At 64.6% G+C, this 17,834-nt stretch carries 18 protein-coding genes; 1 reads left to right on the top strand and 17 read right to left on the bottom strand.

Annotation, left to right across the window (positions count from 1 at the left end):
* Nucleotide 1: 1 nt before the first annotated feature.
* The 11 genes from paaD to X268_RS08315 form a co-directional block, all read right to left on the bottom strand.
* Nucleotides 2–505: a 1,2-phenylacetyl-CoA epoxidase subunit PaaD gene (gene paaD / locus X268_RS08365; RefSeq protein ID WP_128924488.1), complete on the bottom strand. Its 504-nt coding sequence runs from the start codon at nt 503–505 to the stop codon at nt 2–4.
* Nucleotides 499–1,275 carry a 1,2-phenylacetyl-CoA epoxidase subunit PaaC gene (gene paaC / locus X268_RS08360; RefSeq protein ID WP_164937613.1) on the bottom strand — a complete coding sequence of 259 codons (777 nt, stop codon included), beginning with the start codon at nt 1,273–1,275 and terminating at the stop codon, nt 499–501. Before paaC ends, paaD begins: the two co-directional genes overlap by 7 nt.
* Entirely contained in the window at nt 1,275–1,562 is a 288-nt protein-coding gene (gene paaB / locus X268_RS08355) for a 1,2-phenylacetyl-CoA epoxidase subunit PaaB (RefSeq protein ID WP_063196222.1), read from the bottom strand. Before paaB ends, paaC begins: the two co-directional genes overlap by 1 nt.
* Nucleotides 1,563–1,572: 10 nt before the next feature.
* Nucleotides 1,573–2,565 carry a 1,2-phenylacetyl-CoA epoxidase subunit PaaA gene (paaA, locus tag X268_RS08350; RefSeq protein ID WP_128924486.1) on the bottom strand — a complete coding sequence of 331 codons (993 nt, stop codon included), beginning with the start codon at nt 2,563–2,565 and terminating at the stop codon, nt 1,573–1,575.
* Between the two features lie 76 nt (nt 2,566–2,641).
* The gene (paaX, locus tag X268_RS08345) at nt 2,642–3,508 is read right to left on the bottom strand and encodes a phenylacetic acid degradation operon negative regulatory protein PaaX (protein WP_128924485.1); all 867 of its coding nucleotides are present in this window, start codon (nt 3,506–3,508) and stop codon (nt 2,642–2,644) included.
* An 86-nt stretch (nt 3,509–3,594) separates the two neighbouring features.
* Nucleotides 3,595–4,365 (bottom strand): esterase/lipase family protein, encoded by a 771-nt coding sequence (locus X268_RS08340; protein WP_128924484.1) that lies wholly within the window; start codon nt 4,363–4,365, stop codon nt 3,595–3,597.
* A gap of 187 nt (nt 4,366–4,552) precedes the next feature.
* A complete protein-coding gene (locus tag X268_RS08335) occupies nt 4,553–5,839 on the bottom strand; it encodes a DUF445 domain-containing protein (protein ID WP_128924483.1) in 1,287 nt (428 codons plus the stop codon).
* 192 nt (nt 5,840–6,031) lie between these two features.
* Nucleotides 6,032–6,487: a phasin gene (locus X268_RS08330; RefSeq protein WP_128924482.1), complete on the bottom strand. Its 456-nt coding sequence runs from the start codon at nt 6,485–6,487 to the stop codon at nt 6,032–6,034.
* A gap of 191 nt (nt 6,488–6,678) precedes the next feature.
* Nucleotides 6,679–7,272, bottom strand: coding sequence for a GNAT family N-acetyltransferase (locus tag X268_RS08325; protein ID WP_164937612.1), 594 nt, complete (start codon nt 7,270–7,272; stop codon nt 6,679–6,681).
* On the bottom strand, nt 7,269–8,351 hold the full coding sequence (locus tag X268_RS08320) for a PHA/PHB synthase family protein (protein ID WP_128924480.1): 1,083 nt from the start codon (nt 8,349–8,351) through the stop codon (nt 7,269–7,271). The genes X268_RS08325 and X268_RS08320 overlap by 4 nt, the downstream gene beginning before the upstream one ends.
* Nucleotides 8,348–8,731, bottom strand: coding sequence for a hypothetical protein (locus X268_RS08315; RefSeq protein WP_128924479.1), 384 nt, complete (start codon nt 8,729–8,731; stop codon nt 8,348–8,350). The genes X268_RS08320 and X268_RS08315 overlap by 4 nt, the downstream gene beginning before the upstream one ends.
* Nucleotides 8,732–8,895: 164 nt before the next feature.
* Here X268_RS08315 and X268_RS08310 point away from each other — a divergent pair, with 164 nt between their 5' ends.
* Nucleotides 8,896–9,810, top strand: coding sequence for an alpha/beta fold hydrolase (locus X268_RS08310; protein ID WP_128924478.1), 915 nt, complete (start codon nt 8,896–8,898; stop codon nt 9,808–9,810).
* Here the strand turns inward: X268_RS08310 and X268_RS08305 are convergent.
* The 6 genes from X268_RS08305 to X268_RS08280 all read right to left on the bottom strand — a co-directional run bounded on the left by X268_RS08305 (nt 9,807) and on the right by X268_RS08280 (nt 17,620).
* A complete protein-coding gene (locus X268_RS08305) occupies nt 9,807–10,481 on the bottom strand; it encodes a polyamine aminopropyltransferase (protein WP_128924477.1) in 675 nt (224 codons plus the stop codon). The two genes, X268_RS08310 and X268_RS08305, sit on opposite strands and share 4 nt — an antisense overlap.
* Before the next feature lie 124 nt (nt 10,482–10,605).
* Entirely contained in the window at nt 10,606–13,845 is a 3,240-nt protein-coding gene (locus X268_RS08300; RefSeq protein ID WP_128924476.1) for a bifunctional cytochrome P450/NADPH--P450 reductase, read from the bottom strand.
* Between the two features lie 114 nt (nt 13,846–13,959).
* A complete protein-coding gene (locus X268_RS08295; RefSeq protein WP_128924475.1) occupies nt 13,960–14,955 on the bottom strand; it encodes an alpha/beta fold hydrolase in 996 nt (331 codons plus the stop codon).
* Nucleotides 14,956–14,965: 10 nt separating this feature from the next.
* A complete protein-coding gene (locus X268_RS08290; protein WP_128924474.1) occupies nt 14,966–16,516 on the bottom strand; it encodes a WS/DGAT/MGAT family O-acyltransferase in 1,551 nt (516 codons plus the stop codon).
* A 46-nt stretch (nt 16,517–16,562) separates the two neighbouring features.
* Nucleotides 16,563–17,363, bottom strand: coding sequence for an esterase/lipase family protein (locus X268_RS08285; RefSeq protein ID WP_128924473.1), 801 nt, complete (start codon nt 17,361–17,363; stop codon nt 16,563–16,565).
* Entirely contained in the window at nt 17,363–17,620 is a 258-nt protein-coding gene (locus X268_RS08280) for a DUF6489 family protein (RefSeq protein WP_028135213.1), read from the bottom strand. Before X268_RS08280 ends, X268_RS08285 begins: the two co-directional genes overlap by 1 nt.
* Nucleotides 17,621–17,834 lie beyond the last annotated feature (214 nt).

Below are 17,834 nucleotides of genomic sequence, written 5' to 3'. Positions count from 1 at the left end.
GTCAATGGCACTTGAAATAATCGAAAGGTTCGCGGCAGGACTTGCAGCGCCACAGCGCCTTGCAGGAGGTCGAGCCGAATTCGGAGAGCAGCTCGGTGTTCTCCGAGCCGCATTGCGGGCATGTGACGGCCTGCGCACCGAACAGCGCGCGGCGCGAGCTTGAAGCCTGCGGCGGCGCGATGCCGTAGGCACGCAGCTTTTGGCGACCCTCCTCGCTCATCCAGTCGGTGGTCCAGGCCGGCGACAGTACGGTGTGGACTGTTGACTGGTGAAAACCGGCACGCTCCAGCGCCAGCTCGATTTCGAGCGCGATCATGTTCATCGCCGGGCAACCGGAATAGGTCGGGGTGATCGCGACCTCGACATGGTCGCCGGCTACGGCGACATCGCGGAGCACGCCGAGATCGGCAATGGTCAGCACCGGAATCTCCGGGTCGACCACGCTCGCCGCAGCGTCCCAGGCGCGCCGGCGCAGCTCGCTATCGCGCTCCAGCACGCTCACCATGTCAACCCCGGAAAGGTGCGCTGCATCGATTGCAGCTCGGACAGGAGATGGCCGAGATGTTCACTGTGCCGGCCCGCACGGCCGCCCTGCTGCATCCAGTCGTTCTGCGGCAGGACCAGCGTGGCTTCGCTGACGACATCGGAGATCGTCTGCAGCCAGCGGCCGCGCACTGGCCCGGGATCAACGGCGATACCGGCATGGATCAGGCCACGCTCGCCGTCGTCGACGGCAAACATCTCGCCAGTGAAGGCCCAGAGCTGATCGATCGCGGCTTGCGCGCGGGCATGGCTCTCGTCGGTGCCGTCGCCGAGCCGGATGAGCCATTCCGAGGCGTGGCGCAAATGATAGGCGCTCTCCTTCTCCGACTTGGCCGCAATCGCCGCCAGCGTCGTGTCGCGCGAGGTCATCATGGCGCGCCAATAGAGGTCGGCAAACGCGGAATAGAAGAACTGCCGCACCAGCGTCTGGGCAAAATCGCCATTCGGCTGCTCGACCAGCAACAGGTTGCGGTACTGTCTGACGTCGCGCAAGTAAGCGAGCTTGTCCTCGTCGTTGTCCTTGTCCTCGACCTTGGCTGCGTAGCTATAGAGCTCGCGGGCCTGGCCGATGAGATCAAGCGCGATGTTGGAGAGCGCCATGTCCTCCTCCAGCATCGGCGCGTGCCCGCACCATTCCGATAGCCTGTGGCCGAGGATCAGCGCATCGTCCGCGCGGCGCAGCGTAAAGAGCACCAGGGGCGTTTCGCAGACCTGGATGTTGGCGACCGCCATCACATATGCCCCACTTCTTCGGGCACCTCATAGAACGTCGGATGCCGGTAGATCTTCGATTCCGCCGGCTCGAACATCATGGCCTTCTCGGCGGGATCGCTCGCCGTGATCGCGCTCGACGGCACGACCCAGATCGACAGACCCTCGCCGCGACGAGTGTAGATGTCGCGGGCGGCCTGCAGGGCCATGGTGGCATCGCTCGCATGCAGCGAGCCGACATGCTTGTGCGCGAGCCCGTTGCGGCTGCGAATGAAGACTTCCCATAGCGGCGTGTTCGGCGTGGCCATCTTGGTCTCCCTATTCCGCGGCTTGCGCGGTCTGACGCTGCGCGCGCTTCGCCGCATAGGCTGCGGCCGCCTCGCGCACCCATGCGCCCTTCTCATGCGCCTTGCGGCGTGCGGCCATGCGGTCGCGATTGCACGGGCCGTTTCCGGCGAGCACCTGCTTGAACTCGGCCCAGTCGATCTCGCCGTAGCGCCAGTGCCCGTCGGCATCCTGAATCATGCCGGGATCTGGAATCGTGAGGCCGAGATATTGCGCCTGCGGCACGGTAGCATCGACGAATTTCTGGCGCAGCTCATCATTGGAGAAGCGCTTGATCTTCCACTTCGTCGAGGTGTCGCTGTGCTGGCTCGTGGCATCGGGCGGGCCGAACATCATCAGCACCGGCCACCACCATCTGTTCAGCGCATCCTGCGCCATCGCCTTCTGCTCGTCGGAGCCGCGGCACAGCGTCAGCATGATCTCGTAACCCTGGCGCTGATGGAACGACTCTTCCTTGCAGACCCTGATCATCGCGCGCGCATAGGGGCCATAGGAGCAGCGGCACAGCGGGATCTGGTTCATGATCGCGGCACCGTCGACCAGCCAGCCGATCGTGCCGATGTCGGCCCAGGTCAGCGTCGGATAGTTAAAAATCGAGGAGTACTTGGCTTTGCCGGCGAGCATGGCATCGACCAGCTCCTCGCGCGAGGATCCGAGTGTCTCGGCGGCAGCGTAGAGATAGAGGCCGTGGCCACACTCGTCCTGCACCTTGGCCAGCAGCGCGGCCTTGCGGCGCAGCGTCGGCGCGCGCGTGATCCAGTTGCCTTCCGGCAGCATGCCAACGATTTCGGAATGGGCGTGCTGGGAGATCTGGCGAGTCAGCGTCTTGCGATAGGCCGCCGGCATCCAGTCGTTCGGCTCGATGCGCTCCTCGGCATCGATGCGGGCCTGGAATTGCGCGGCTCGGCTAGCGTCCTCCAGACCGCGATCGTCGGTCTCGGCCGTGTTTAGCGCCTGAGTATACATGCGCGTCCTCCCGATTTATTGGGAGGCAATATATAACAAAAATTTCCTCATGCAAGATATTTCTGTAACGTAATGGTCAGGCACCGAACCTCCGTTCCAGCAGCTTCCGCGCGGGCGGCAGCGGCCCTTTTTCATTGGTTCCATGGCCGTCAAGCCACTGCTCGGACGGAGCGAGCAGCGCGCGATAGATGTCGCCGCAGAGCTCCCGTGCCGCCCGGCCCGGCCAGTCCGCCGGCAACAGGCTCTCGGGCAGCAGCGGATCGCGCAGCACGACACGGCGATAATGATGGATCAAGAGGATGCGAGCGGTGAAGGCGTCGGCCTCGGACAGATCGGTGCCGCGCGCGATCGCGGCACGGATCGGCTCGAATGTCTTCATGAATTTCAGATAGGCGTCCGCGGTGCGATCCAGCGGCCAGCTCGCGCTGAGCAGGCGGCGGCCGCTGTCATCCTCTGCCGCAACTTCGAGTCGGATGGCGCCCGCAGCTTCGTCCGGGATGGGCACGCCCGACGGCGCAACCCAGACACCGGGCAGCGGGCTGCCGAAGCCGGCATTGCGCAGCGCCTCGCGCGAGGCGTCGCGGTCCTCGCCATTGCCGATCAGCAGCAGCTCGAAGCGTCCGGTCCAGTCGGATGGCGGCGGATCGTAGATGTGCCGCGTCGCGGCCTCGAAGGTCTGGCGTCCCTTGTCGGAAAGCCGATAGAAACTGTTGCGACCGACCTTCTCCCGTGTGAGCCAGCCATCTGCCGCAAGGCGCGACATCGCGGTACGGACGACGCCGCTGTCGATGTCCAGGCTTTCGAAGAATTCCAGCAGCGTGCGGAGCCACACCGAACCGCCGCGCGGCACGATGGCATCGCCGAACACGGTGATGACGATGGAGCCGGTGCGCGACGGTTCGCGCTTGAGCTGGTCGATGATGCGAGAGAGCGGATGCGCCATGCGCGAGGCATAGCGCGTTTGGTGCGGGCGCGACAATGGACGGGAGCGACCGCTCCTTCTCCCCGCACGCGGGGAGAAGCGAAGACCTACCGATGCGGATCGGGATAGGCGAGGCTGCGCCAGCCGCTGCGGTCGAACGGGCGCCACTGGCCTTCCTTCTGTGCGAGCCGGTCGGCGACTGCGTAGACCACCGCAGGATGGTGGCCCATGCCGCAATGACTGCTCTCGACCTCGATGCTCTCGGTCTGGCCCCCCGTCTTCTCCATGCAGCCCTGCCAGGCGCAGACGCCATCGGTGCGGCTGAAGATGGCGGTGGTCGGCACCGGCGGCGGGACGGCGAGCTCACCGCCAAACCGCGGATCGACCTCGTCGGCCTTGCGGCCGCTTGCCCATTCATAGACGCGCCAGGCGTTGGTCGAACGCGGGTCACCCGCAAACGGGCTACCGAGCGTAATCACCTGACGCACCCGATCGGGCATCATCTTCGCGAGCTGACGGGCATAGAGACCGCCCAGACTCCAGCCAACCAGGCTGATCTTGCGGCCATGCGTGTCGTTGAGCTCCCGGACCAGGTCCACCATCGCATCCTGCACGCCCTCGCGCAGGCCGTAATTGCGACCCTGGCGCCAACCGCTCACCGCATAACCCTTGCTGGTCAGAAACGCTCGCAGCGCGCGCGTAGAGGCATCGGAGGCCACGAGGCCCGGCAGCACCAGCACCGGATGCCCATCGCCGCGCGGCGCGAGGCTCAGCAGCGGCAGCGCGCCGAGGAATGCGCCGAACTCGTGGATCGCGCGCCCCTCCAAAAACATCAGGGTACGGGACGGCGGACGCAACGTCTGGGCAGTAGCGGTCATCAATGTTTCCCTGAAATGGCGCCGGCTTCGATGTCGGCAAATGGGCATGAATTCCAATACGCCGGCTTCTTGATCGTTCCGCAGCGCAACATGAATCAGCTAGGCGGCCGGTTCCCGACATTCAAGCGGGAGAGATGCGGGGCGACAATAGGCCCGCACGTTAATGCTAACGGGCGTGACGCAAAAGTCACAGCAATCGAAGCAGGACTTCTACGGAGTAGAGCGCAAGGCCGGCGAGCCCGCCGATCAGCGAGCCGTTGAAGCGGATGTATTGCAGGTCGCGCCCGATGTTGATTTCGATCAGCGAAATCAGCTGCGTCATATTCCACGCCTTGACCTGGTCGGAGATGAAGGTGGAGACGCCGCTCTTCTGGTCGGCGACGAAGCTGCGCAGCACCGTCACCACGCCCTTGTTGATCTCGCCACGCAGCTCGGCATCGCCGGCGAGCGCCTCACCCGCCGAAACGAACATGCCGGCGAGATGATGCTGCAGCACCTGCGTCTCGCCACTCGCGCTGCGCTCGATGAAGGAGCGCGTGTTGGCCCAGACGGTGCGCGCCAGATCGGCGAGCTCGGGCCGCGCCAGGAGATCGCGCTTCAAGCCGTCGATGCGATCGATATAGGCCTGATCGGTGCCCAGCCGGTCGACGAAGCTCAGCACCATGCGGTCGAACTCGCCGCGGAACGGATGCTTGGGATCGCTGCGCACCTCGTTGAAGAAGGCGGTGGCGGAGGCGACGATCTTGTTCACCAGAAACTTGTCGGCGCGATAGAGCTTGAGCAGGGTCGGCAATTCCGCGCGCACCTTCTCGCGGATCATCGCCATCGTCTCTGTCTGGTTTAAGGTCTCGTGCATCACGCGCAGGAGATCGTCGAACAGGATCTGGTGCCGCCCTTCCGCCACGAAGCCACGCAGGGTGCCGGCCGCGAGCGGCGCAAGGTCGATCGCCTGGAGCTGTGATGACATGCGGCGGATGATGAACGTCATCAAGCCCGAGCTCTCCGTCGCCGAGACCGCCTCGGGCAATAGCCGCAGCGCGAAGCGCGCAAGATCGTCGCTGCGCTTGCGGTCGCGCAGCCAGTCGGCGACGAAGGAGCCGAAGTCGATCTCCTTCAGCTTGGCCTCGACTGGGCCGGCCTCGAGAAAATGCACCTGGATGAATTCGCCGAGCTTGTCGGCGATGCGGGCCTGGTTGCTCTGGATGATCGCAGTATGCGGGATCGGCAGGCCGACTGGCCTTTTGAACAGCGCCACCACGGCATACCAGTCGGCGAGGCCGCCGATGGTCGCGGCTTCCGCGAAGGCGGCGATGAAGCCGAACATTGGATGCACCGGCAGCAGCCATTTCGCGATGATGAACAGCGCCAGCGTCGAGGCCAGCACGAGCGTCGCCAGCGCCTTGACGCGGCGCAGCTCGGCCGCGCGCTCGGCGTCGCCGGGAGTGTCGAGGGAAAAGGTGGCGGGTGCGTTCATTGTGAATTGGAGACTACGTCATTCCGGGGCGATGCAAAGCATCGAACCCGGAATCTCGAGATTCTCAGGTGCGCAAAGGCGCTCCATAGTTCGCCCTTCGGACACCCCGGAATGATTGGGATGATGACGGCGGCGCCAAACAAAAGGCCCGCCGAAGCGGGCCTCAAATTCAGTTTCTGCTCAGGCGCCAGATCAGGCGGTCTTGTTGTAGACCTTGGCGAAATTGTCGTGAGCGGACTTCGCACCGTTGGCGGCGAGCTTGCCGAAATAGTCGGCCGTCGCCTTGGCGCGCGAGACGAACGCTTCGCCGCGCGAGCGGAGCAGGCCCGACTGGATCTCGACGGCCTCGCTGAACGACTTGGCGGACGCGAGCTTGTCGATGCCCGAGAAGAACGCCTCGGCGTCCTCGTAGATCGCCTGCTGGATGTTGCGGCTGATCTTGCCGGCCTCGGCGACGGATTCGGTCACCGCGTTCTCGACGGCGGCAGTCACGCGCTCGGAGCCTGCGAAAGCCTCGGCAGCACGATCCTTGGCGGTGTTGGCGGTCTTCTTGACGAACTCGCGGGCGGCCTCGGGAACTTCCAGATTCTGGATGTTCTTGAAAGCGTCCTTGAAGCCTTCGAAAGCGCCGTTGGTTTCAGTGGTCATGGGGTTCTCTCCATCCTCATTGATCTGAGCTATGGGCTCACCCCGTCCACATTGGCCCGGGGCACGACCTATATGGCACAGCTAATTGTGCATCGCAATATTCATATTGCACTGCGATATCACGAAATCGTGATTAAGCCTAATATGAGGCACCCCGATGCCTCCTTGGCCACCCGTCCGCCGGGCAATCGCTAGTGCTGCACCGCGCCGGGCAGCCCATAGGCGTCCATCTGGGCCTGGACCTGCGCGATGTTGTGGCCGAGCACGACCATGTCGTGGGTCTTGCCCTCGACGTCCCGGACATGGTCGCGCAGCAACGCTTCGGCCCTGAAGCCGAGGCTCTCGAACAGAGCGATCGCGGCCTGCTGGTCGACCGTCATCTGGACCGAGAGCTTTTCCAGGCCCGCGCCGAGCGCGAGTGCAAAGGTTTCCTGCGACAAAGTCCGCCCTACCCCTTTCCCACGCACATCGAGCGAGACCACCATCCGGATCTCGCCGACATGGGGCGACCAGGAGTGGGGATCGCGCACCAGCGTGCCGCAGCCGACGACCTTGCCGTCCTTGACCGCGAGCAGGCTCGTGATCGCGCCCCGCTCGATCTCCTTGACCCAGGCGGACAGCACCTTCGGCTCGCTGATATTGCGCGGCAGGAACAACAAATCGTGGGTCGGCAGGCCCTTGCCGAAGGCCAGCACCGCAGCTTCGTCCGCCGGCGCCATCAGGCGAATCTCGATATCGCCGGCGTCGGTCTTGACGTGACGCGGATAGGAACGCTGCTCGCTCATGTCGATCTCTTTCCCAGCCAGGAATCCAGTTTCGGCCACAGCCGCTTCACGGCATTGGCACCCGCGACGAGCGAGACGTGACCGCCTTTCAGCATCACCTCCTCCTTGTCCGCAGATCCAATCTTCGCGATCAGGTGCCTGGCGGCCTCATACGGCACGATGTGATCGTGCTCGGCGACGGCATGCAGGATCGGCACCTTGATGTTCTCGAGCTTCGCAGGCCGGCCGCCGACCGACATGGTGCCGTTGAACAGCTTGTTGTCCCACATCAGGTCCTTGGTGATGGTGCGGAAATATTCGCCAGCGAGCGGCAGCGTGTCGGTCGCCCAGCGGTCGAACATGCGATACGACTTGACGAACTCGTCATTCCAGATGTTCTCCCAGAGCTGGATCTGGCTCACCGTGCGCGAGGCCGGACGCAGCATCTCGAACGAGGACAGGATCATCTCCGGCGGCACATTGCCGACGCTGTCGACGAGATGGTCGACGTCGAAATAGCGGCGGTCGGAGAAGTTCGAGAACAGCTTCATCTCGCGAAAGTCGATCGGCGTCGTGAAGCAGATCAGGTTCTTCATCGGCCCGTCCGCATGGATCGAGCCGTAGAGCAGCGACAGCACGCCGCCGAAACAATAGCCGATGACGGAGACATCCTGCTCGCCTGAATCGGCTTGCACGCGGCGGGCGCAGTCCGGGATGAAGTCGAGGACATAGTCCTCCATCCGCAGGCTCTTTTCCTCCGGCCGCGGCGCGCTCCAGTCGAGCATATAGACGTCGTAACCGCGCTTGAGCAGGAACTCGATGAAGCTCTGCCCGGGGACGAGATCGAGAATATAGCCGCGGTTGGTGGTCGCCATCACGATCAGCACCGGCACGCGATAGATCTCGTCCGACATCGGCCGGTAGTGATAAAGGTTCATCGTGCCGCGCGAGTGCAGCACGTCCTTCGGCGTCGAGCCGAGCGAAGGGCCCGAGGTCGAGAAATATTCGACGCCCTTGATGCTGCGCTGGATGGCGCGCTGCACCTCGGACTGGATACGCTCCGGGATGGACGCGAAATCAAGTGCAGCCGGCGCATTCATGTCTGCTCTCCGCTCTCCGACGGCGGACGTTTCGTCCGCGGCGGCCGCGGCGCGCTGTTGAAGCTTTGCGATATCCCGGAACTTGCCGCCATCTGGCTCAGCATCGACTTGATCTCGCCGATCTGGACCTCGACCGACTGCAGCCGTTCCGCAAGTCCGATGACCTGCTCGCGGCTCGGCAGGTTCATTGCGACGAGATATTTCTCCATGAGCTCGCCGAGCTGCTTCTGAGCTCCTGCAGCAACTCCGCCCGCTCGGTTCATCGCCTGCGAAAATTCCGGCGACGCCATGGCCTGGTTGGCGAAAGAGTTGAATCCCTTCTCCATCTCGCCGACCATCTTGTGCCACATGGCAACGGGATCGTTGGTCTTGTCGGTCATCGGCGTCCTCCTCAAATCGAGAGCTGCGATGCCCTTCTTTTCCCGCCATACCACACCGTTGCGCGGTGCCGGTCAACCGGCAAGCGCACCCGCTGCTCGGCACGCCGCTTCTTTGTGGCGGGGAACCGTGCGATACAGCATCGATCAGCAGGAGGGACCGCGCCGTGACCGCCCATCAGCCGCCCCAGACCGTCCGCGCCAATGGCATCGACATCTGCTACGAGATCTTTGGCAACGACAATGCCGAGCCGCTGCTGCTGATCATGGGGCTCGGGGCCCAGATGATCCACTGGGACGATGCGTTCTGCGGGCAACTCGCCGCCCGCGGCTTCCGCGTGATCCGCTTCGACAATCGCGATATCGGCAAGTCCAGCCATCTCACGGGCGGCAAGCGGCTGACGCCGCTCGAACTGCTCAAGCTGCGCTTCCTCAGGATTCCCGTCGCCGCGACCTACAAGCTGATCGACATGGCAAAGGATACAGTCGGGCTGATGGACGCGCTCGGCATCAAGTCGGCGCATCTGGTCGGCGCCTCCATGGGCGGCATGATCGCACAGGAGGTGACGCTGTCATTCCCGCATCGCGTCCGCTCGCTGACCTCGATCATGTCAACGACGGGCAATCCGCGCGTGCCGCCGCCAACGCGCGAGGCGGCCGCGATGCTGATGGCACCACCGCCGCGCAGCAAGGAGGAGTTCATCGTCCGCTACGGCCAGACCTGGAAGGTGTTGCGCGCCGGACATTTTCCGGAGGAGGAAGCGCTCGACCCTGAACGTGCCGAGCGCGTGTTCGCGCGCGGGCTCAATCCGGCCGGCGTCGGCCGCCAACTCCGCGCCGTGCTCGCCTCCGGCAGCCGCAAGGAGCGGCTGCACGCCGTGCAGGCGCCGACACTGGTCATTCACGGCACAGTCGATCCCCTGGTGCGCCCCGAAGGCGGCAAGGACACGGCAGCGTCAATCCCGAACGCGAAACTGTTGATGATCGAAGGCATGGGGCACGCGCTGCCGATGCGGTTCTGGCCCGAGATCATCGGCGCCATCGACAAGCACGCGCATGGCGCAGCGGCGCGGGCCGCTTAACCCTTCTTCGCGATCCAGATCACGTGGCGCGCACCGCCGCCTCTGCCGGTGGCGCGAACGTTGACTTCGTTGACGTCGAAGCCGGCGCGCTTGAGACGCCCCGTGAACGGCGGATTGGGTCCCGACGACCAGACGGCCAGCACGCCTCCCGGCCGCAGCGCCGTTCTCGCCGACGAGAGCCCGCTCGCATCGTAGAGCGCGTCATTACCCTTCCGGGTCAGTCCCTCGGGCCCGTTGTCGACGTCGAGCAGGATGGCGTCGAACGCCGAACGATTCGCCCGGATGACTTCACCAACATCGATCTCGCGAATGCTCACCCTGGCATCATCGAGGCTATCGCCGAAGACCTCGGCCATCGGGCCTCGCGCCCAGGCCACGACCGACGGGACCAACTCGGAGACCACGATCTTGGCCTGGGCGCCGAGCACGGCCAGCGCCGCGCGGAGCGTAAAACCCATGCCGAGACCGCCGATGAGAACAACGGGCTTTGCGACTTTCTCGATCTGCTTTGCCGCGAGCGTTGCCAGCGCAGCCTCGGAGCCGGACAAACGGCTATTCATCAGCTCGTTAGTGCCGAGCTTGATGGAAAACTCCTTGCCCCGCCGCATCAGGCGGAGCTCCTCGTCGGAGCCGGGGATCTTGGCGGTGTCGATTTTTTCCCAGGGAATCATGGGCGACGTTTAGCACGATGAAAATTCGTAGGGTGGGTTAGCCGAAGGCGTAACCCACCTCTTTACTTTCCGCTGGAGCAGAAGTGGTGGGTTACGCTTCGCTAACCCACCTACGATCCGCGCCCTACCCGCCCGCCCAGACGTCCAGCACATATCGGTTGTTCGTCCCCATCTCCTCGATCCAGCGGGCACTGGCGGCCGCATCGCCGCCGCTCTTCTCGCGGTGGATCGCAACGAGGGCCGCCTTCACATCGGGCTCCATCTTGCTACCGTCGCCGCAGACATAGACGATCGCGCCCTGCTCGATCAACGCCCAGACCTTGTCCTTCTGTGCGGCGAGCACATGCTGCACATAGGTCTTCGGTCCGTCTGCGCGCGAGAACGCCGTGAACAGCTCAGCGATGCCGCTTGCCGCCAGCGCCTTCAGCTCCTCGGCATAGAGAAAATCCTGATCGGGATGGCGGCAGCCGAAGAACAGCATCGCCGGACCGAGCGTAGCCCCCTTCGCCTTGCGTGCGGCGCGCTCCTGCAGGAAGCCGCGGAACGGTGCGAGGCCCGTACCGGGGCCGATCATGATGATCGGCACGGATGGGTCATCCGACAGGCGGAAGCCGGCCTTGGTCTCGCGCACGGTAGCGTAGATGACGTCGCCCGCACGCCGGTTGGCGAGATAGTTCGAGCAGATGCCCTTGTAGACCCCGCGGCCGGAGGCGGCGGGCCCCTCGACGACGCCGACCGTGACGCTGCAGCGCGCCGGATCGACCGACGGCGAAGACGAGATCGAGTAATAGCGCGGTGCGAGCAGCGAGAGCATCTCCAGGTAGGCGTGGAACGGCAACTCGCAGGCTGGATATTCGAGCAGCAGGTCGAACACCGATTTTCGCTTGGCAAGGATCTCGCTGCGATAGCGCTCGAGCGGCTCCGCCTCCTCGCCAACGAAACCCAGCAGCTTCGGCTTGGTGACGGGGCAGCGGGTGTGCTCGGCCATGATCTGGATCTGCTTGCGGGTCGCAACCTGCTGCAGCTCGACGAACTCGCTGAGCAAGCGGCCGACCGAGACGGCCTCGCCCACCGGCAATTGCGCGCGGCGGCCCTCGGTGACCCGAAGCCTGATCTGGTCGGCCGGCAGGAAGCCGAAACGGCGCGCAACCGAATCCACCAGCGTCGGGTCGTTGCGCGGGACGACGCTCAGATGGTCGCCGACGCGGTAGCTGACATTGCCCGGCAGCTGCACCTCGATGTGGCGCGTCGAGCGCTCGGACGGATTTGGCCCAGCCTTGTTCTGGAGCTCGTCATTGGCCAGCACCTTCATCGCCACCGCACCGCCCTGGGTGACGATGGTGTTGACCGCGGTCACCGCCACCGGCTCGATCGCGTAGAGCGGATCATCCTCCGCGGTGCGGGGAAAATTCCAGTCGATGCCGAATTCCTTGGTCGCAACCTGTGCGGCAGCCGGGAACCATTTCTGGAACTGGCCGTCGAGATCGCTGCGCGCATCGCCCTCGCCGCGCGGATAGACCGCGCGGGCACCGTGCGCCGACAATTGCTCGTCGATCAGGCGCGGCACCGATTGATAGGTCGCGGCCCAGTCGCTATTACCGCAGCCGAACACGGCGTACCGGACGCCGGCAAAGGCATCCTTCGGCAAATCGCCGCCAAGCCATTTGACGAATTGCGTCGCGTTGTCGGGCGGCGCGCCGTTGTAGGAGGCGCAGATGATCAGCACGCCGCCCTCCTGCGGCAGCTTGCCGACATAGTCGTCGAGCGGACCAAGATGCACGGCAAAGCCGTTGATCTCCGCAAGATCTGCCATGCGCGTCGCGAGCTCCTCGGCAGTGCCGAGATTGGAGCCGTAAAGCACCAGCATCGGCGTGTTGTGGCCGGGCCGGGCCGTCGGCTGGCGCGGCACCTTCGGCGCCGAGCCGGCGGCCGCGACAGGCCCGCCATAGGCGCCCCGCTCACGATCGGCGCGCGGCCGCACCTTGATCTTGAAGCCTTCCGGCTTGATCGTCAGCGTCTCCTTCAGGTGCATCTGGTAGCGCTGGTGATCGATCAGCCTGAAGCGCTGCAGGATCATGCCGAGCGCCAGCGCGGCCTCGTGCATGGCGAAGCCGCGGCCGATGCAGGCGCGCTGGCCGTTGCCGAACGGCTTCCAGGCATTGATTGGCCGCTTCGCTTCCGCCTCGCGGCTGAAATTCTCGGGATCGAAGGCATCGGGGTTGGGTCCCCAGACCGAGGGATCGCGATGCAGCGCGGTCACCAGGATGGTGGTGAAGGTGCCCTTCCTGAGCTTGTACTTGCCGCCGCCGATGGCCTCGTCGTTCAGCGGCGAGATGCCGTAGGCCGGCGCCGGCGGCCACAGCCGCAGCGCCTCCTTCAGGATCTGCGTGATGTAGGTGAGCTGCGTCACCTGCTGGTAGGTCGGCTTGGCATTGACGTCGGGGCCGAAGACACGGTCGACCTCGTCATAGGCCTTCTTGAGGATCTCCGGGTGCTTGAGCAGCGCATACAGCGTGTAGGACAGCAGGCCGCTGGTGGTCTCGTGCCCCGCGATCAGGAACGTATTGATCTGGTAGCGGATGTTGACGTCGTCGAGCTGCTCGCCGGTCGTACGATCGACGCCGGTCATCATCGCCGCCAGCATGTCCTTCTTGTCGTCGATGCCTTCGGCGCTCTTGCGGCGCTCGGCGATGATCTCGTCGACCATCTTGTTCATGAAGGCGACGTCCTCAGCGAGCGTCTTGCGCCGCTTCTGCATCCAGAGCTGCTCGAACGGCAGGCCGCGCGTCATCATGATGGTTTCGAGCGAGCGCACCAGCGACTCCACGAAGGGATGGTAGTCGCGCCGGTAGAACGAATTGAAGCGGTACTCGAAGCCGCACAGGCCGATCGTATCCAGCGTCAGCGCAGTCATGTCGTGCACGACGTCGATCTCGTCGTCGGCGTTGAGCCGCTCCCATTTGTGGACGAGCTGCTCGGCGATGTCGACCATGCTCGGGTGGTAGGACTGCATGGCGCGGTTGCCGAAGGGCTGGAGCAGGATGTTGTGCGCCTTGCTCCAGTTCGGCTCCTTGGTATCCGCCGTGAACAGGCCGTCGCCGCCGACCGCACGCACGCGCCGCAGCGCGCCGCGCACCGTCTTGTCGAACCGCTTCTCATCGGAAAGCTCGTCGACGAGATCGTGGCCCGAGACGACCACGATCGGCGAGCCCATCATGTCGAGCCAGAAGATCGGACCGAGCTGCTTGGCGAGCCGCGTCAGATGCTGCACGGGAGCGGCCGAATCCAGCGACAGCATGTTGCCGACCACGGGCTTGGTCGGCGGATGCGGGATCGGGTCCAGACGGTTCTTGGATGACGACATTAACTGCGCTTCCCCCTGCCTTGCGTCATTCCGGGATGGTGCGAAGGACCAGACCCGGAATCTCGAGATCCCGGGTTCGATGCTACGCATCGCCCCGGGACGACGACTGCGTCGTCAACCAAACCGCCTTCTACGCCATTCGATCAGCTTGGCGCTGACCTCTTCCGGCTTCTCCTGCTGCGTCCAATGGCCGCTGTCCTTCACCAGATACTTCTCGAGATCGCCGATCAGCCTCTCCATGCCGTCGGCCGCCGAGGGCGGCAGCACCGCGTCGTTCTCGGCCATGATCATCAACGACGGCACATGGATGTTGTGGTCCAGGCCCTTCGACCGCTCCCAGTTACGGGAGAAATTGCGATACCAGTTGATGCCGCCGGTGAATCCGGTCTTCGTGAAGGTGTCGACGAACACCTTCTTCTCGTCAGCCGACAGGATCGGCGTGCGCGGATCGACCTTGGCATCGTACGCCGCGATCATTTGCGGGAAGGCCAGATTGGTCTTTGCCGAGGCGCCGACGCCTGCGATCGGCGGCCCGTCCGGCTTCGCCGCCGGCTTTGCCAGCGGCTTGCGCATGAAGGCGTCGAAGGTCTGCTCGACCCGGCTGCCGAAGATCTTGTCCGGCTCCCGCGCGGGATCCTGGAACTGGACAATGTACATCTGGTCGCCGTAACGCTGGCGGAACATCGCGATGGGGTCGATCGGCATGCGGTCCCAATGCGGGGTGTTGACGCCCACCACACCGGCGACGCGCGAAGGATGCCGCAACGGCATCTGCCAGACGACGAAGCCGCCCCAGTCATGACCGACGAAGATCGCCTTCTCGATCCCGAGATGATCGAGCAGACCGACGAGATCACCCGTCAAATGCTCCATGTCGTAGTCCTCGACCGGCTCTGGCCGGTCGGTCGCGCCATAGCCGCGCTGGTCCGGAGCAATCACCCGGATGCCGGCCTCGCTCAGCGCCTTGATCTGGTGGCGCCAGGAGAAGGCGAGCTCGGGCCAGCCGTGGCACAGCACGACCGGCGGCTTGTCATCGGCCGGACCCGCCTCGTAATAGCCCATGCGGATTCCGTTCGTCTGCGCGAACTTGAGCGGCGGCATTTCGATCATTGCGACATTCCTACTCGGCAGCGCCCTTGACGCCCGCCGCCCGCGGGGCGTAGGCCGCCTCCAGCGCGGCGAACTCCTCCGGCAGCATGTCGCACATCACCTGCACGTGCGGAATGATGTTGGCGCCGACGATGAAGCCGAAATCGAGCTGATCGCGGTAGCTCTGCACGGTGATGTTGAGCGCCTGCCCGTGCGTTGAGATCGACACCGGGAAGATGTGCAGCAGCTCCGCGCCGGCAGCGTAAAGCGTCTGCCGCGGTCCGGGCACGTTGGACACGGTGATATTCGCGGCCGGCGGCAGCACGTCCGACAGGTTGGAGCGGCTGTAGAGCAGCGCCAGAATCTGCACCATGATCGGCGCGCCCAGCATCGAGATGTTGGAGACCTGCGGCATCAGCGCGCGGAGGGGATGCGACATCTCCTTGGACTTGGTCGACTGCGCGATGATGGCCTGGAGCCGCGCCTTGGGATCGTCGATGTTGGTCGCGATCGAGCAGATCATGCCGAAGACCTGGTTGTTGGCCTCGGTGTTGCCCTCCTCGCGCAGCGAGATTGGCACCGCCGCGGTCAAGGACTTCGCCGGCAGCGTGCCGTATTGCAGGAGATAGCGGCGAACCACGCCGGAGGCGAGCGCCAGCACCACGTCGTTGAGCTTGCCGCCGGCCTGCTTGGCCAGCGCCTTCGCCCGCGACAGCGGGATCGACACGCCGGCAAAGCTCCGCTCCGAGGAGATGGTCTTGTTGAGCATGGTCGGCGGCGACACCATGCTGGCGAGACTCTCGCGCGACTTCGGATCGGTGATCTTGCCGAGCACCTCGGACACGCTCTTGAGCACGGCCGGGATGTTGCCGGCAAAGCGCACCGCGCTCTCGATCTGGTACATAGCGTTGTCGAACAGGATGGAGCCGATGTCGCTCTTGCCGGTGCGCGGCAGCTGCAGGTTCTTCGCCGCCGCCGAGGCATCGAGCGGCTGGCTGAACAGCTGCTGATAGGAATCGAGCAGGTTGGCGGCGATGTCGCGCGGCTCCTGTCCGGGCTTGCTTCCAGCCGTCGGCGGCTCGACCTTCCGTGGGATCGGCGAGATGTCGTAGATCATGTTGGTCAGCGCCGCACCGGCGCCGCCGTCAATCGCGGCATGGTGCATCTTGGAGTAGAGCCCGACCTCGTTGTCCTTCATGCCCTCGAACACGTAGAACTCCCAGAGCGGACGTGCGCGGTTCAAGAGCTTGGCATGCATCCAGCCGACGATGCGCTCGAGCGTGGCGCGGTCGCGCGGCCGCGGCAGGCTGGCGCGGAAGATGTGACGATCGATGTCGAATTGGTCGTCCTCGACCCAGGAGGGGTGGTCGATGTCGAGCGGCGCCTTCTCCAGCCGCGCTTTGAGGATCGGTGCGATATGCAGACGCGAGACGATCATCGCCTTGAAGTCTTCGAAGAAGTCGCCCTTGTAGTCGTCGGGCAGGCGGAAGATCGCCATGCTGCCGACATGCATCGGCATTTCCGGCGTTTCGAGATACAGAAACGACGCGTCCAGCGACGACAGCTTCTTACCGTCAGCCATGGTTCCCTCCCGCAGGATTTGACGGGCGCCTTGGCGGCGCTTCTCGTCAGGCCGATACTGCCTGTTCCGGCGGGGCATATGCAATGGCAAACGGCCCTGCCCGGTCAAATGGCGAGAATTCCCCTTCTGGCTGGGCCAGGCGGTCGGCCACGGCCCACAGCGCTGCAGGGTTCACCCCGAGCCCGATATGGCTCCCCAGATGCACCTCGATGTTCTCGGCACGGTCAGAGGGGCGCAGCAGGCAGGTCCGCCAGTTAACCACACCGTCGGCGCGCGAATAGATCGAGGTTGTCGGCACCGGCAGATCGCCGGCGATCGCCTCGCGAGCTTCCGCAAAATCTTCGACCCGCTCGCCGGACAGCGCCTCGTAGAGCCGCGTGGCGTTGGTCGCCCGCACGTCATTGGCGAACGGACTGCCGAGCGTAACGACGTAGCGGACCTTGTCGGGTGCCCAAAGCGCGAGATCACGGGCATAGACGCCGCCGAGACTCCATCCGACCAGGCTGACTTTGCGTCCGCTCGCGGCATGAACCTCGCCAAGACGGGCGCGCAGCGCATCCCGCATCCGCTCCAGCCCGCCGAGATTGCGGCCCATCCGCCAGGCATGTGCCTGATAGCCGAGCTCGCTGAGATAGCGCCGCATCGGCACCATCGAGAGATCGCTGGCGAGAAAGCCCGGCAGCGCCAGCACCGGATGGCCGTCCCCCTTCGGCGCCCGCATCAGGAGTGGCGACAGCAGCAGGCTCGCATTGAGCTCGAACAGGCCGCGGGCTTCGGCGAGCAGCAGGCCGAGACCCGGCGGACGCAGCCGGCCTTTCTCCCGCGCGCCCTCCGGCCCGGACGACACTATTTTTTCTTGTCGCTGCTGCGCGTGCCGCCGAGGCCGGCCATCGTGACAAACATGTCCTGAAACCGCTCGGCGATCTTCGGATCGAAGGTGAACCAGCTCTGGATCAGCGATTCCGGCGAGACCTTCTCGATGTTGCTGAGCACCTGCTGCTGCAGCTTGTCCATCACCGCCGTTTGCATCGGCCCCACGTCGGGCAAACCGAAGAACTGGCGAGCCTCGAGGGGGGTGCAGTCGATTTCGATGTTTACTTTCATGTCCCCCTCCAGATGAGATTCGAGCGGCCTGGTGGAGTATCGCCGCGACACGGTGTGCAACGCAAGCGACCTGAGGCGGACGGCGGGGCCGCCGGCTTCCGCAATCGAGGGGTATGGTCCATCACCCCCCGTCGCGACCACCGCGGCGGAGGCACCACCGCCCTGATCCGGGGGAATTCACAGCTCAAAAGTCGGATATCTCCCACCAGGCCTT

The organism is Bradyrhizobium guangxiense (assembly GCF_004114915.1).
GTDB lineage: Bacteria > Pseudomonadota > Alphaproteobacteria > Rhizobiales > Xanthobacteraceae > Bradyrhizobium > Bradyrhizobium guangxiense.
Note: the sequence above shows the minus strand (reverse complement) of the source record. Positions and strands in the feature narration are given on the sequence as shown.